The 14,551-nt window shown below is 57.3% G+C and carries 16 protein-coding genes and 2 tRNA genes; 11 read left to right on the plus strand and 7 right to left on the minus strand.

What is annotated here, in order from left to right; genetic code table 11:
* The 7 genes from DEO48_RS06550 to srlA all read right to left on the minus strand — a co-directional run.
* On the minus strand, window positions 1–499 hold a 499-nt coding region (locus tag DEO48_RS06550), incomplete at its 3' end, for a KpsF/GutQ family sugar-phosphate isomerase (protein ID WP_146198247.1).
* Window positions 492–1,265, minus strand: a complete 774-nt coding sequence (locus DEO48_RS06555) for a DNA-binding transcriptional repressor (protein WP_039025238.1) — start codon at window positions 1,263–1,265, stop codon at window positions 492–494. The genes DEO48_RS06550 and DEO48_RS06555, both read right to left, overlap by 8 nt.
* Before the next feature lie 63 nt (window positions 1,266–1,328).
* On the minus strand, window positions 1,329–1,688 hold the full coding sequence (gene gutM, locus DEO48_RS06560; protein WP_069303224.1) for a transcriptional regulator GutM: 360 nt from the start codon (window positions 1,686–1,688) through the stop codon (window positions 1,329–1,331).
* Window positions 1,689–1,749: 61 nt separating this feature from the next.
* Window positions 1,750–2,529, minus strand: coding sequence for a sorbitol-6-phosphate dehydrogenase (gene srlD, locus DEO48_RS06565; protein WP_033146371.1), 780 nt, complete (start codon window positions 2,527–2,529; stop codon window positions 1,750–1,752).
* A 14-nt stretch (window positions 2,530–2,543) separates the two neighbouring features.
* Window positions 2,544–2,906 carry a PTS glucitol/sorbitol transporter subunit IIA gene (gene srlB, locus DEO48_RS06570; protein WP_023308951.1) on the minus strand — a complete coding sequence of 121 codons (363 nt, stop codon included), beginning with the start codon at window positions 2,904–2,906 and terminating at the stop codon, window positions 2,544–2,546.
* A gap of 12 nt (window positions 2,907–2,918) precedes the next feature.
* Window positions 2,919–3,878, minus strand: a complete 960-nt coding sequence (locus tag DEO48_RS06575) for a PTS glucitol/sorbitol transporter subunit IIB (protein WP_109844691.1) — start codon at window positions 3,876–3,878, stop codon at window positions 2,919–2,921.
* Window positions 3,875–4,438 (minus strand): PTS glucitol/sorbitol transporter subunit IIC, encoded by a 564-nt coding sequence (gene srlA / locus DEO48_RS06580; protein ID WP_023333189.1) that lies wholly within the window; start codon window positions 4,436–4,438, stop codon window positions 3,875–3,877. Before srlA ends, DEO48_RS06575 begins: the two co-directional genes overlap by 4 nt.
* 252 nt (window positions 4,439–4,690) lie before the next feature.
* On the opposite strand from srlA, the gene mltB reads away from it, so the two are divergent.
* The 11 genes from mltB to DEO48_RS06635 all read left to right on the plus strand — a co-directional run bounded on the left by mltB (window position 4,691) and on the right by DEO48_RS06635 (window position 14,551).
* Entirely contained in the window at window positions 4,691–5,791 is a 1,101-nt protein-coding gene (gene mltB / locus DEO48_RS06585; protein ID WP_181366975.1) for a lytic murein transglycosylase B, read from the plus strand.
* A gap of 313 nt (window positions 5,792–6,104) precedes the next feature.
* Window positions 6,105–6,758 (plus strand): metal ABC transporter ATP-binding protein, encoded by a 654-nt coding sequence (locus tag DEO48_RS06590; protein ID WP_109844692.1) that lies wholly within the window; start codon window positions 6,105–6,107, stop codon window positions 6,756–6,758.
* Complete coding sequence (locus DEO48_RS06595) at window positions 6,755–7,615, plus strand: metal ABC transporter permease (RefSeq protein WP_023308946.1); 861 nt, start codon at window positions 6,755–6,757, stop codon at window positions 7,613–7,615. The genes DEO48_RS06590 and DEO48_RS06595 overlap by 4 nt, the downstream gene beginning before the upstream one ends.
* Before the next feature lie 14 nt (window positions 7,616–7,629).
* Window positions 7,630–8,508 (plus strand): metal ABC transporter substrate-binding protein, encoded by an 879-nt coding sequence (locus tag DEO48_RS06600; RefSeq protein ID WP_109844693.1) that lies wholly within the window; start codon window positions 7,630–7,632, stop codon window positions 8,506–8,508.
* A gap of 129 nt (window positions 8,509–8,637) precedes the next feature.
* Complete coding sequence (gene pncC, locus DEO48_RS06605; RefSeq protein WP_109844694.1) at window positions 8,638–9,135, plus strand: nicotinamide-nucleotide amidase; 498 nt, start codon at window positions 8,638–8,640, stop codon at window positions 9,133–9,135.
* Window positions 9,136–9,224: 89 nt separating this feature from the next.
* Complete coding sequence (gene recA, locus DEO48_RS06610; protein WP_109844695.1) at window positions 9,225–10,283, plus strand: recombinase RecA; 1,059 nt, start codon at window positions 9,225–9,227, stop codon at window positions 10,281–10,283.
* 68 nt (window positions 10,284–10,351) lie between these two features.
* A complete protein-coding gene (recX, locus tag DEO48_RS06615; RefSeq protein WP_063408786.1) occupies window positions 10,352–10,852 on the plus strand; it encodes a recombination regulator RecX in 501 nt (166 codons plus the stop codon).
* Between the two features lie 131 nt (window positions 10,853–10,983).
* Window positions 10,984–13,611: an alanine--tRNA ligase gene (gene alaS / locus DEO48_RS06620; protein WP_109844696.1), complete on the plus strand. Its 2,628-nt coding sequence runs from the start codon at window positions 10,984–10,986 to the stop codon at window positions 13,609–13,611.
* Between the two features lie 241 nt (window positions 13,612–13,852).
* Entirely contained in the window at window positions 13,853–14,038 is a 186-nt protein-coding gene (gene csrA, locus DEO48_RS06625; RefSeq protein ID WP_000906486.1) for a carbon storage regulator CsrA, read from the plus strand.
* Between the two features lie 342 nt (window positions 14,039–14,380).
* Window positions 14,381–14,473 (plus strand) — tRNA-Ser (locus tag DEO48_RS06630).
* Window positions 14,474–14,477: 4 nt separating this feature from the next.
* Window positions 14,478–14,551, plus strand: a tRNA-Arg gene (locus tag DEO48_RS06635).

Here is a 14,551-nt window from a genome sequence, read left to right on the forward strand (position 1 = left end):
GCGCGTCGCCCATCATCAGGGTGTTAACGGTGCTGGAGGTCGGGGCGAGGTGCATCGGACAGGCTTCACGCTCAACGGAAATATCCAGCGTCGCCTTGGCGGCCAGCGCCAGCGGCGAGCGGGATTTGCCGGTCATCGCCAGCAGGGCGACCGATTTTTCCTGCAGGCGCGGAATAATCAGGTCCAGCTCTTTGGCCGAACCGGAGTAGGAGATAAACAGCATCACGTCGCGGCTTTCAATCATCCCCAGATCGCCGTGCAGCGCCTCTGCCGGATGCACAAAAAACGCCGGGGTGCCGGTGCTGGCGAGCGTCGCGGCAATCTTTTTGCCGATATGGCCGGATTTACCGATGCCCGCCACGATCACTTTGCCTTCGCAGTGGATAATGGTGTTGGCGGCGCGGACAAAATCCTCGCCCAGACGTTCCGGCAGGCGGCTGGCTTCCTGCAGTTCCAGCATCAGCGTCTGGCGGCCCGTTTCTAACAGAAAATCACTCATCTCTCTCTCCGGTTACGATCACGTCGATTCCTTTCTCTTCCAGCGCTTTTTTGAACGCCGGATCGATACCCGCGTCGGTAATCAGCTTATCAACGCTTTCAAGGCTACAGACAATGTTGGGGCTTTTGCGGCCAAACTTCGACGAGTCTGCCATCAAAATCACTTCCCGCGCGGCGTTGCACATGGCTTTACTGACGCTGAAAACCTCGTTGAACGTCGTAACGCCTGCGTTCAGGTCGATGCCGTCGGTGCCCATAAACAGTTTATCAAAGCTGAAGTGGTCGAAGGCATTCTCCGCCAGCTGGCCGTGAAACGACGCCGATTTTTTGCGGAAGGTGCCGCCGGGCATCAGGATGGTCTGCTCGCAGTCGTTCTCCGACAGGGCGTTGACGATGTGCAGGCTGTTGGTCATCACCGTGATGTTGTTAAAGCGGCTGAGCAGCGGAATCATCTGCAGGACGGTGCTGCCTGCATCCAGAATGATGGAATCGCCATCGTGGATAAATTTGACGGCGGCTTCGGCAATCAGCGCTTTCTGGTGGGTATTGATCAGCGTTTTGTGGTCGATAGGCGGGTCCGCTTCGTCCTTATTGAGCACCACGCCGCCGTAGGTTCGAATGACGGCGCCAGAGTTTTCGAGCAATACCAGGTCCTTGCGTATTGTCGTGCCGGTGGTGTCAAAGTAGTGGGCCAGATCCTCTACCGAGCATTTTCCCTGCTTTTGCAGATACTCGAGAATGGCCGCCTGCCGCTGACGAGGTTTCATAGGCGCTTCGTTCCTTAGGTTGCGAAATGATAATTTCGCAAGTCTATAGCTTTCACAACGAAATTATCCATGTTTCAGATTAAGCGCTAATGATAGTGCATTCTGACAGAGTGGATCATGGGGAAAGATCACATCAGGCCGTAATTCCTGCAGCGAAATGCCGTTGATCGCCTGGATTTTCGCCGGACGGGCGAAGACGGTCATGCCGCGCATGATGAGGGAATCGCAGACGTGATTGTTTTCATCCAGCGCAACGGCGACGACCACGCGCGGTTTGAAGCGTCCACCGGAACGCCCGACCCCGACGCGACCTTTCTGACACAGCGCGTCAAACGCGCGGTTAAACTGGTGGATCTGCCAGCCGCCAAACGCCATCTGGCAGATCCAGGCGAGGGCGGCGAGGGTGATGAGTGCGGTGACCATATCGGCTCCTTGTTTTGTTCCCTCTCCCGGTGGGAGAGGGTGAGGGCATCAGCCCGCTCGATCAGAACATCACCTGCCCGCCGGTGACGTTAATCGACTGCCCGGTGCAGTACGAGGCTTTCGGGCTGGCGTAAAACAGCAGCATGTTCAGCACGTCCTGATAATCGCACCCGCGCTTCAGCGGCACTTTATCGATGTAGTACTGCTCCACTTCCTCAGCCTTGATGCCGAGCTTGGTGGCGTACTGCGGCAGCAGGGACTGGAACATCGGCGATTTCAGCAGGTTGCCCAGCATCAGCGAGTGCACGGTAATGCCGTACTCGGCCAGATCCAGCGCCAGAGACTGCGTCAGCCCCACGCCGCCAAACTTCGCCGCGCTGTAGCCGGAGTTGTGCTTGCTGCCCACTTTCCCTGATTTGGAGTTGATCTGAATGATGCGCCCCTGAACGCCGTCGCGGATCATCAGGCGGGAAAACTCGCGGGCGCAGAGGAAATAGCCCACCAGATTCACCTGCAGCGAACGGTCAAAATCCCCCAGTTCGAAATCGCTGATAAAGGCCGCTTTCGCAATCCCCGCGCTGTAGACCAGCAGGTCGGTACGCCCAAAAATCTCGTCCACGCCGCGGGCCAGCGCCATCACGCTCTGTTCGCTGGTGGCGTCGGCGCCAAACCCGTACGCCATCCCTTCGCCAAACTCGGTGTTAATGGTGTCAGCCACGCGGGCGGCTTTTTCACTCTGAATGTCCACTACCGCCACGCGGTAGCCCTCTGCGGCAAGCCCACGGCAGAGGAACTCGCCTAAGGTTTGTCCTCCACCAATGACAACGGCAACCTGACTCATGTGTTTCTCCTTAATTACGCAACAAATTTTAACGTGCAGCCTGGGGTGACAGCCTGCGGAACCGGGCCCGCCACGTGAACCGTGCCGGGATATTCGGCCTGCGGCTGGCCGTCGAAACGCAGGGTGATGTGGCCCAGTTCGCGCAGGTTTTGCTCGGCGACGTCCCCGACGGCGGTCACGGCATAGCGCGCCTCGCCCAGCTCAAGCTGGCTCCCGGCCTTCAGCTCGCCCTTCAGCTCGCCGTGGCAGTGGATAAAACAAAACTCTTCGATATCCGCCGGGGCGCCTTCGCGGAAGGTGATCAGCATCTGGTCGCTCAGCGCGTCAGCCGCGCTCTGGCCGATGCGGGTAATGGTGGTCTGGTAAATCACGGTCATCGCAGGAACCTCTTATTGATAAATAAAGCCGGAGACAAACCAGGCAATCAGCACCGTCGGCGCGCCCGTCAGGAAGCGGCTCACCAGCACGGACGGCACGCCCACGCGCACGGTGTCCTGGCGCGCTTCGGCCAGCGACAGCCCTACGGGGATGAAGTCGCACGCCGCCTGGGCGTTAATGGCGAACAGGGCGGGCAGGGCGAGGTGCGGGGGAATGTTCCCCAGACCAATCTGCACGCCAATCAGCACGCCGATGACCTGGGCAATCACCGCGCCCGGGCCGAGGAACGGCGACAGCAGCGGGAAGGAGCAGATCAGCGCCAGCGTCACCAGCCCGAGCGGGTGGCTCGCGAGCGGGGCGAGGCCGTGGGCAATCCAGTCGCCCAGGCCGGACGCCATGATGATGCCGATCAGCGCCGAGACGAATGCCATAAACGGCAGAATGGTTTTCAGCACCGTGTCGATGGTGTCGCGCCCGGACTGGAACAGTACCGCCACGGCGGAACCCATGCCCATCCCGACCTTCGCCAGCAGGCCGTCGCTCTGTTCGGTGATTTTCTTGCTGGTGTCGTACTCGCGCGGGGCCGCTTTTTGCGGCGCGGCTGTGCTATTCACCAGCGTGATGTTGTCCTCCTTCACGCCTGAGACATAAATGTCCTCAAGGATGTACTGTGCCAGCGGGCCGGATTTTCCGGTGGAGTGAATATTCACCGTCGGAATGCGGCGCTTCGGATAGATACCGCAGCGCAGCGTGCCGCCGCAGTCGATTACCGCCACGCCGATTTCCGCTTCCGGCGGCTCGCCTTCCTTGAAGCCGTCGACCGCTTCCCAGCCGGTCAGCTCGCGCAGCCTGTCGACGATCGCCGGGCGCGTGCCTGCGGTGATGTAGACGATCTTTTTGCCTTCGGTGGCGTCGAACTCCAGCGGGCCGCCCCAGCCGCCCGTGCCTTTCTCAATGCGGATCCGGTTCATGCTGTGGCTCCTGAAAGATGGACTTTCTGTTCAAGCTGGATGCCCATTTTTTTCTCAAAAATGGCGGTGGTGAGGTCGGTCACCCAGCCGCGGAAGAAGTTGGTGACCAGGCCAACCAGCAGGTAGCTCACCGCCAGCGGGCCGAGCGGCAGGCCAAGGGTGGTGAGGCCGCTGGCGATCCCGAGATAGACGAACAGCTCGCCGGGGTTAATGTGCGGGAACAGGCCGTTCATCGAATGGCAGCTGTAGGAGGCGGCGGCGTAGTAGCTCGGCTTGTACTTTTCTGGCATGAAGCGACCGAGGCTTAAGGTCATCGGGTTGCAGAACACGAAGGTACCGATGAACGGCAGTACCAGGTAGCGGGACAGCGGATTCCCGGCACAGCGCTGGGCGAAGCGTTCAATGCGCTGCTGGCCGATAAAGTTGATCAGCGCGTTCATGATCACCAGCAGGCTGATCAGCAGGGGCAGGATCCCGGTCACCATGCCGGTGAACACTTCTCCGCCTTTCTGAAACAGCCCGATGAACCACTCGGCGCCGTGGGTGATGGTTTCTATCATTCTTCTCTCCTGTGGGGCTTTTTTGTTTTTGTCTGACTGGGCTAATAATAATCACTTTGAAAGGTTTTAAAGTGTTAATTAGATCTCACAATGAAAGAAAAAAGGATTGTTTTGAAAGTTTATTGGTGGGGGGAATGATTTTCGGTGGAAAAAAGCGCGGATTTGCGTGGGGAAGGCGCGTACCGCTTCCTTGAGGTGTTGCGGATGCTTTACCATACTGGGTTCTTATCGAACCCGTTAAATGGATGTCTCATGTTCAAGCGTCGTTATGCAGCGCTGTTGCCTGCGCTTATTCTGCTGTCTGCCTGTAGTAGCAAACCTAAGACCGAAGCCGTTCAGCAAACGGCGGGCGCGCCTTCCGGAGGATTCCTGCTGGAGCCGCAGCACAATATGATGCAGATGGGCGGCGACTTCGCGAATAATCCGGCGGCCGAGCAGTTCATCGATAAAATGGTGAGCAAGCACGGCTTTGACAGACAGCAGCTGCACGAAATTTTGTCTCAGGCCAGGCGTCTGGACTACGTGCTGCGCCTGATGGACAGGCAGGCGCCGACGGCCCAGGTGCCGAGCGGGCCGAACGGCGCGTGGCTGCGCTACCGCAAACAGTTTATTACCCCAGACAACGTACAAAACGGCGTGGTGTTCTGGAATCAGTATGAAGACGCGCTCAACCGCGCGTGGCAGGTGTACGGCGTACCGCCTGAAATCATCGTCGGGATTATCGGCGTGGAAACCCGCTGGGGCCGCGTGATGGGTAAAACCCGCATCCTGGATGCGCTGGCGACGCTCTCCTTTAACTATCCGCGCCGCGCGGAGTATTTCTCTTCCGAGCTGGAAACCTTCCTTCTGATGGCGCGCAGCGAGCAAGACGATCCGCTCGATCTGAAAGGGTCGTTTGCCGGCGCGATGGGCTACGGCCAGTTTATGCCGTCCTCCTATAAACAATATGCCGTCGACTTTAACGGGGACGGTCATATCAACCTGTGGGATCCGGTAGATGCCATCGGCAGCGTGGCAAACTACTTCAAAGCGCACGGCTGGACGCCGGGCGGCCAGGTGGCGGTGCAGGCGAACGGTCAGGCGCCTGGGCTGGAAAACGGCTTCAAAACCAACTACAGCATTTCGCAGCTGGCAGCTGCAGGCCTAACGCCAACGCAGCCGCTGGGCAACGCGCAACAGGCAAGCCTGCTGCGTCTGGACGTGGGAACCGGGTATCAGTACTGGTACGGTCTGCCGAACTTCTACGTCATCACCCGCTATAACCACAGCACTCACTATGCGATGGCCGTATGGCAGCTGGGGCTGGCGGTGTCTCAGGCGCGCGTGCCTGCGGCGTCTCCGTTTAGTCAGTAAGTTGCTCAGACTGGTAGGCCGGGTAAGGCAACGCCGCCACCCGGCATGGCTGCACGCACGGTGCGGCCTGATGCCCTCACCCTGACCCTCTCCCACGGGAGAGGGAAATTCTTCAGAAACATTTCGCCACACTCCCTTTTCAAACCCGCCATTTACATCTTAACTGCCTTTCATTATTGTTATGTTATAACATTTAATTCGGTGTCGACATGTCAACGTCCCTTTTTTCTCTGTCTGCTCTGGTTCGGCTTTTGCTGGCGCTGGTGCTTGTTGTCTTTATCGGGCTGGCCGTGCGCTGGGCGGTGGCACTGCCATGATTGTGATGAATGAACTGGTCGCGGGTTATGAACGCCAGCCGATTACGCGGCCCCTCTCGGGCACGATTGAGCGCGGCAGCATGACCGCCATTATCGGCGCTAACGGCTGCGGGAAATCCACGCTGCTGAAAACGCTGGCGGGGTTTATTCCTCCCGTCAGCGGCGGTTTCCGCTGGCAGGGTAAGCGCCCGGTCATCGGCTGGCTGGCACAGCGTCACGCCCTGGAGGCGCAGTTTCCGCTGACCGTACAGGACGTGGTAAGCATGGGCTGCTGGCCGGGCATGTCGATTTTTTCCGGGTTTCGTCGCGAAACGCGGTTGCGCATTGCCAGCGCGCTTGAGCGCGTCGGGCTTGAGTCCATGGCGTTATCCACCATCGATGAACTCTCCGGCGGTCAGTTTCAGCGCATGCTGTTTGCCCGCGTCCTGGTGCAGCAGGCGCCGCTGGTGATGCTGGATGAACCCTTTACCGGGGTCGATGAAGTCACCTGCAGCGTGCTGATGGATTTGATGCTGGAGATGTATATGCAGGGGCAAACGCTGCTCGCGGTACTGCACGACAGCGAGCGCGTGTCGCGCCATTTCCCGCAGACGCTGCGGCTGGATGCTGACGTTCCCCAGTGGAAAACCGAGCGGGTGAGGGTGGCATGATCTGGCATCTCTTTTTTCAACCGTTCATTGAGTACGGCTTTATGCGTCGCGCGCTGGTGGTTTGCCTGGCGCTTTCCGTCAGCACCACCGCGCTCGGCGTGTTTCTTCAGCTGCGTCGGATGAGCCTGATGGGCGACGCCCTTTCTCACGCCATTTTGCCGGGTGTCGCCGTGGGGTATTTGCTCAGCGGTATGTCGCTGCTGGCGATGAGTATTGGCGGTTTTATCGCGGGAATTACCGTGGCGCTGCTGGCCGGTCTGGTCAGTCGACGCACGCCGCTGAAAGAAGATGCCAGCTTTGCCGGGTTTTATCTTGGCTCGCTGGCGCTGGGGGTCACGCTGGTGTCGCTGCGCGGGTCGAATGTCGATCTGCTGCATCTGCTGTTTGGCTCTATCCTCGCCGTGGACAAGGACGCCGCGCTGTTTGTCACGGGCGTGTGTATGTTCACCCTTATCACACTGGCGCTGTTTTATCGCGGGCTGGTCACTGAAGCGTTTGATACTGCCTGGCTGCAGGTGAACGCCCGCTGGCTGCCTGGCCTGCTGCACGGACTGTTTCTGGCGCTGCTGGTGCTTAACCTGGTGGCCGGTTTTCAGGTGCTCGGCACGCTGATGGCCGTCGGGCTGATGATGCTTCCGGCCGTGGCGGCACGCTGCTGGGTGCGCACGCTACCAGCCTTACTTCTGATGGCGGGGATAAGCGGTATTTTCTGCGCATGGCTGGGGCTGAGCCTCTCCTGGGCGATGAGCCTACCTGCCGGGCCGTCCATCGTGCTCACCGCCAGCGCGCTGTTCTTTATTTCCATTTTACTGGGTACGCGAAGCAGGCTCGCTGGCAGCCTGCGGGCGTATTTTTAACGCAAGGGGAAACGATGAAACGTACAGGATTTGTAGTGGCGCTCGCGCTGGGGATGATGTCGCACAGCGTGATGGCGAAAACGCTGAATGTGGTGACCAGCTTTTCGATTCTGGGGGATATCACGCAGGAGGTAGGCGGCGACCATGTGAACGTGACGACGCTGGTCGGGCCGGATGGCGATCCGCATACCTTTGAACCGTCGCCGAAAGACAGCGCCGCCCTGAGCAAGGCTGATGTGGTGGTGGTGAACGGCCTGGGGCTGGAAGGCTGGCTTGATCGTCTGGTGAAAGCCTCCGGGTTCAAAGGGCAACTGGTTGTGGCCTCAACAGGAGTGAAAACCCACACGCTTGAGGAAGATGGAAAGACTGTGACCGATCCCCATGCGTGGAACAGCGCGGCGAACGGGGCGCTCTATGCACAAAATATCCTGAACGGGCTGGTGAAAGCCGATCCGGATGACAAAGCCGTGCTGGAAGCCTCTGGCAAAACGTATATCGCGCAGCTCAGCCAGCTGGATAACTGGGCCAAAACGCGCTTTAGCCAGATCCCGCCGGCGAAGCGTAAAGTGCTGACCAGCCATGACGCGTTCGGCTATTTCAGCCGCGCCTACGGCGTGACGTTTATGGCGCCGCAGGGGCTGTCGTCTGAGAGCGAAGCCAGCGCGGCGCAGGTCGCCGAGATTATCAATCAGATTAAAGCCGACGGCGTGAAAACCTGGTTTATGGAAAATCAGCTCGATCCGCGTCTGGTGAAACAGATTGCATCGGCGACGGGCGCACAGCCCGGGGGCGAGCTTTACCCCGAAGCGCTGTCGGCAAAAGGTGGGGTGGCTGAAACCTACGTTAAGGCGTTTCGCCACAATGTGCACACCCTCGCTGAGAGCATGAAATAACTTTTCCACCGCCGGTGCGTCCGTACCGGCTTTTTTCTGAAGCCCCCTCGTAAAACCTGAAGTGCATCCCCACATCTGACGAGAAAGTGCTATCTTGTGCAGCACGTTTTTCTGATGCCTGGAGCGAGAATGACTGACCATGAATTGATGCAGCTTAGCGAGATCGTTGGCCTTGCGCTGAAGCAGCGTGGCGCGACAATCACCACCGCGGAATCCTGCACCGGCGGCTGGGTGGCGAAAGCGATTACCGATATTGCCGGCAGTTCCGCCTGGTTTGAACGCGGTTTTGTGACCTACAGTAACGAAGCTAAAGCTCAGATGATTGGCGTGCGCGAATCCACGCTTGAACAGCATGGCGCGGTCAGCGAACCGGTGGTGATCGAGATGGCCATTGGCGCACTCAAAGAGGCGCGGGCAGATTACGCCATTTCCATTAGCGGCATTGCGGGCCCGGACGGCGGCAGCGACGTAAAGCCTGTCGGCACCGTCTGGTTTGGGTTCGCCACCGCCAAAGGGGAAGGGATCACCCGCCGGGAGTGCTTCAGCGGCGATCGCGAAAGCGTGCGTCGTCAGGCAACCGTTTATGCGTTAAAAACGCTCTGGCAACAATTTCTACAAAACACTTGATACTGTATGACCATACAGTATAATTGCACCAACAGAACAGAAATCCACGGTGAAGCACAGTCGCTTCTCCCGGCATGACAGGAGTAATAATGGCTATCGACGAAAACAAACAGAAAGCGTTGGCGGCAGCACTGGGCCAGATCGAAAAGCAATTCGGTAAAGGCTCCATCATGCGCCTGGGTGAAGACCGTTCCATGGATGTGGAAACCATCTCCACCGGTTCGCTTTCTCTGGATATCGCGCTGGGCGCTGGCGGTCTGCCTATGGGCCGTATCGTAGAAATCTACGGGCCAGAGTCCTCCGGTAAAACCACACTGACGCTGCAGGTGATCGCTGCGGCACAGCGCGAAGGTAAAACTTGTGCGTTTATCGATGCCGAGCACGCGCTGGACCCTGTTTATGCTCGCAAGCTGGGCGTGGATATCGACAACCTGCTGTGTTCTCAGCCGGACACCGGTGAGCAGGCGCTGGAAATTTGTGACGCGCTGGCGCGTTCTGGCGCCGTTGACGTTATCGTGGTCGACTCCGTTGCCGCACTGACGCCAAAAGCCGAAATCGAAGGTGAAATCGGTGACTCTCATATGGGCCTCGCGGCACGTATGATGAGCCAGGCGATGCGTAAGCTGGCGGGTAACCTGAAGCAGTCCAACACGCTGCTGATCTTCATCAACCAGATCCGTATGAAAATTGGTGTGATGTTCGGTAACCCGGAAACCACTACCGGCGGTAACGCACTGAAATTCTACGCCTCTGTCCGTCTGGATATCCGCCGTATCGGCGCGGTGAAAGAGGGCGAGAACGTGATCGGTAGCGAAACCCGCGTGAAGGTTGTGAAGAACAAAATCGCTGCGCCGTTCAAACAGGCTGAGTTCCAGATCCTCTACGGCGAAGGGATCAACTTCCTCGGCGAGCTGGTTGACCTGGGCGTGAAAGAGAAGCTGATTGAAAAAGCGGGTGCCTGGTACAGCTACAACGGTGACAAGATTGGTCAGGGTAAAGCGAACGCGATCTCCTGGCTGAAAGAGAACCCGGCTGCGGCAAAAGAGATTGAGAAGAAGGTGCGTGAGCTTCTGCTGAACAACCAGGACTCTAAACCTGATTTCGTGGTGGATGCCGCGGATGCTGAAGAAACTAACGAAGACTTTTAATTCTTTCGTTTAAAAATGAAGGGCTGCTGATGCGGCCCTTTTTGCATTTCTGAATCAGCAGGTTTTTTATGAGTGAACCGACAACACGTCGACCCGCGTATGCACGCTTGCTGGACCGTGCGGTGCGCATCCTGGCCGTTCGTGACCACAGTGAACAGGAGCTGCGGCGCAAACTGTTGGCTCCGGTGATGAGTAAAAACGGGCCGGAAGAGATTGATGCCACCGCGGAGGATTATGACCGCGTGATTGCCTGGTGCTATGAGCATCATTATCTCGATGACGAGCGCTTTGCCTCACGGTTTCTCGCCAGCCGCGGCCGTAAAGGATATGGGCCCGCGCGCATCCGGCAGGAGCTGAACCAGAAAGGGGTGGCCCGGGAGTCCATCGAAAAAGCGATGCGCGAATGCGATACTGACTGGTGCGAGCTGGCCAGAGAACAGGCGATTCGTAAATACGGCGAACCGCTACCGCGTGAATTTTCAGAAAAAGTCAAAATCCAGCGCTTTTTGCTCTACCGCGGCTTTCTCATGGAAGATATTCAGGATATCTGGCGTAATTTTGCCGATTGAACGCATGCGGGATTTTACTTCCCACTAAAGAAAACTTATCTTATTCCCACTTTTTCCAGTAGCTGGTCTGTCCAACGGTTTACCGATACAGGCTGGCTACGACATTTCGTTAGCTTGATTTCAGGATAATTATGAGCAAGAGCACCGCTGAGATCCGTCAGGCGTTTCTCGATTTTTTCCATAGTAAGGGACACCAGGTTGTTGCCAGCAGCTCCCTGGTACCGAATAACGATCCGACTCTGCTGTTTACCAACGCCGGGATGAACCAGTTCAAGGACGTGTTCCTTGGTCTCGACAAGCGTAATTATTCCCGCGCCACAACCTCACAGCGTTGCGTGCGTGCGGGCGGTAAACACAACGACCTGGAAAACGTCGGTTACACCGCGCGTCACCATACGTTCTTCGAAATGCTGGGTAACTTCAGCTTCGGCGACTACTTCAAACACGATGCCATTCAATACGCGTGGGAACTGCTGACCGGTGAAAACTGGTTCAACCTGCCGAAAGAGCGTCTGTGGGTTACCGTCTATGAAACCGATGACGAAGCCTACGAAATCTGGGAAAAAGAAGTCGGGATCCCGCGCGAGCGTATTATTCGCATCGGCGATAACAAAGGCGCGCCATACGCGTCTGACAACTTCTGGCAGATGGGTGATACCGGCCCTTGCGGTCCGTGCACCGAGATCTTCTACGATCACGGCGACCACATCTGGGGTGGCCCTCCGGGCAGCCCGGAAGAAGACGGCGATCGCTACATTGAGATCTGGAACATCGTCTTCATGCAGTTCAACCGTCAGGCCGACGGTACGATGGAGCCGCTGCCGAAGCCTTCCGTTGATACCGGTATGGGTCTGGAGCGTATTGCCGCGGTTCTGCAGCACGTCAACTCCAACTACGAGATTGACCTGTTCAGCACCCTGATCAAAGCCGTTGCCGAAGTTACCGGCGCGACCGACCTGAACAACAAATCGCTGCGCGTTATCGCGGACCACATTCGTTCCTGTGCGTTCCTGATTGCCGACGGCGTTATCCCGTCGAATGAAAACCGTGGCTACGTGCTGCGTCGTATCATTCGTCGTGCCATCCGTCACGGCAACATGCTGGGCGCGAAGGACACCTTCTTCTATAAACTCGTTGGGCCACTGATTGGCGTGATGGGTGCTGCCGGTGATGAGCTGAAACGCCAGCAGGCGCAGGTAGAGCAGGTTCTGAAAACCGAAGAAGAGCAGTTTGCGCGTACGCTTGAGCGCGGCCTGGCGCTGCTGGACGAAGAGCTGGCGAAACTTAAGGGCGACACGCTGGATGGCGAAACCGCTTTCCGTCTGTACGACACCTATGGCTTCCCGGTTGACCTGACGGCGGACGTTTGCCGCGAGCGCAATATCAAAGTTGACGAAGCGGGCTTCGAAGCCGCGATGGAAGAGCAGCGTCGTCGCGCGCGTGAATCCAGCGGTTTCGGTGCAGACTACAACGCGATGATCCGCGTTGATAGCGCGTCTGAATTCAAAGGTTATGACGCGCTGGAACTGACCGGCAAAGTAACCGCCCTGTTTGTTGACGGTAAAGCCGTGGACAGCATCAGCGCGGGTCAGGATGCGGTTGTCATTCTGGACAAAACGCCGTTCTACGCGGAATCAGGCGGTCAGGTTGGCGATAAGGGCGAGCTGAAAGGCAATGGCTTCAGCTTCAGCGTCAGCGACACCCAGAAATACGGTCAGGCGATTGGTCACCAGGGCAAACTGGTTTCCGGTTCTCTGAAAGTGGGTGAGGGCGTACAGGCTAACGTGGATGAAGCTCGCCGCGCGCGCATTCGTCTGAACCACTCTGCAACCCACCTGATGCACGCTGCCCTGCGCGACGTGCTCGGTACCCACGTTGCACAGAAAGGTTCTCTGGTTAACGACAAAGTGCTGCGTTTCGACTTCTCGCATTTTGAAGCGATGAAACCGTCTGAAATCCGCGCGGTGGAAGATCTGGTGAACGCGCAGATCCGTCGTAACCTGCCAATCGAGACCCACATCATGGAGCTCGAGGACGCGAAGAAAAAAGGTGCGATGGCGCTGTTTGGTGAGAAATATGACGACCGCGTTCGCGTGCTGAGCATGGGCGACTTCTCTACCGAGCTGTGCGGCGGTACGCACGCATCGCGCACCGGTGACATTGGCCTGTTCCGCATTGTTTCCGAGTCAGGTACGGCGGCAGGCGTGCGTCGTATTGAAGCGGTGACCGGTGAAGGTGCGATTGCGAGCCTGCATGCGCAGAGCGATCAGCTGCACGACATCGCGCAGCTGCTGAAAGGCGATAGCCAGAACCTTGGCGAGAAAGTGCGCGTTGCGCTGGATCGCACGCGTCAGCTGGAAAAAGAGCTGCAGCAGCTGAAAGAGCAGGCTGCGGCGCAGGAGAGTGCAAACCTCTCCAGCAAGGCTGTAGACATTAAGGGCGTCAAACTGCTGGTCAGCGATCTGGCGGGCGTTGAGCCTAAGATGCTGCGTACTATGGTCGACGATCTCAAGAACCAGCTTGGTTCTACCGTTATCGTGCTGGCGACAGTGGCAGAAGGTAAGGTTTCTCTGATTGCGGGCGTCTCTAAGGATGTGACCGACCGCGTAAAAGCAGGGGAACTGATTGGTATGGTCGCTCAGCAGGTGGGCGGCAAGGGTGGCGGTCGTCCGGACATGGCGCAAGCCGGTGGTACGGATGCGGCGGCACTTCCGCAAGCTTTGGCCAGCGTTGAAAGCTGGGTAAGCGCGAAACTGTAATAACTACAAAGCACAAGCAGACGCCATAGCGGTAACGTTATGGCGTCTTGTTCACTGTGCTATCGATAACGATAAAGTCAGGTTGAGTTTGTGTATATCGGCTAAACTTACGTTTAACAGAATGTGATGCCGTGACTGCTTACACTTTACGTGTTTGTCATCGCTTACTTTTTGGCGTTATATGATGGATAATGCCGGGATACAAGAGACCCGACTCTTTTAATCTTTCAAGGAGCAAAGAATGCTGATTCTGACTCGTCGAGTTGGTGAGACCCTCATGATTGGGGATGAGGTCACCGTGACAGTTTTAGGGGTAAAGGGTAACCAGGTACGTATTGGTGTTAACGCTCCTAAAGAAGTATCTGTCCACCGTGAAGAGATCTACCAGCGTATCCAGGCTGAAAAATCCCAGCAGTCCAGTTACTGATATTGTCGCGTCTCGCTGTCGGGCGAGACGCAACCCTCCTGTCATTTTTCCTCCTCAACGTTACCGTTTAATTTCAAACGCTCTCTTTTTAACCACTCCGTTACCATAAACTCGCCCTTACGCCGCCATTTCTGCAAAGGTTTTCTGTGAAGATGCCTGCAAAATCCGCTTATAAAACACCCTCTTTGCGGCTTTTACATGCGAATTGCGTGTGATTTGTGCAAACGATAAAAGCTTTTGGAAAATTGTTTGACTTATAAGTCCCAGAAAGTAATATATGCGCCACGCAGCGACGAGAAGCTCTTAACGAGTAACTCGAAGCACTCGAAAGAGGCGTTGTGTGGTGAGGTGGCCGAGAGGCTGAAGGCGCTCCCCTGCTAAGGGAGTATGCGGTCAAAAGCTGCATCCGGGGTTCGAATCCCCGCCTCACCGCCATTTTGCATCCGTAGCTCAGCTGGATAGAGTACTCGGCTACGAACCGAGCGGTCGGAGGTTCGAATCCTCCCGGATGCA

The organism is Enterobacter sp. CGMCC 5087, assembly GCF_003144775.1.
Taxonomy (GTDB): Bacteria; Pseudomonadota; Gammaproteobacteria; order Enterobacterales; family Enterobacteriaceae; genus Enterobacter; species Enterobacter cloacae_M.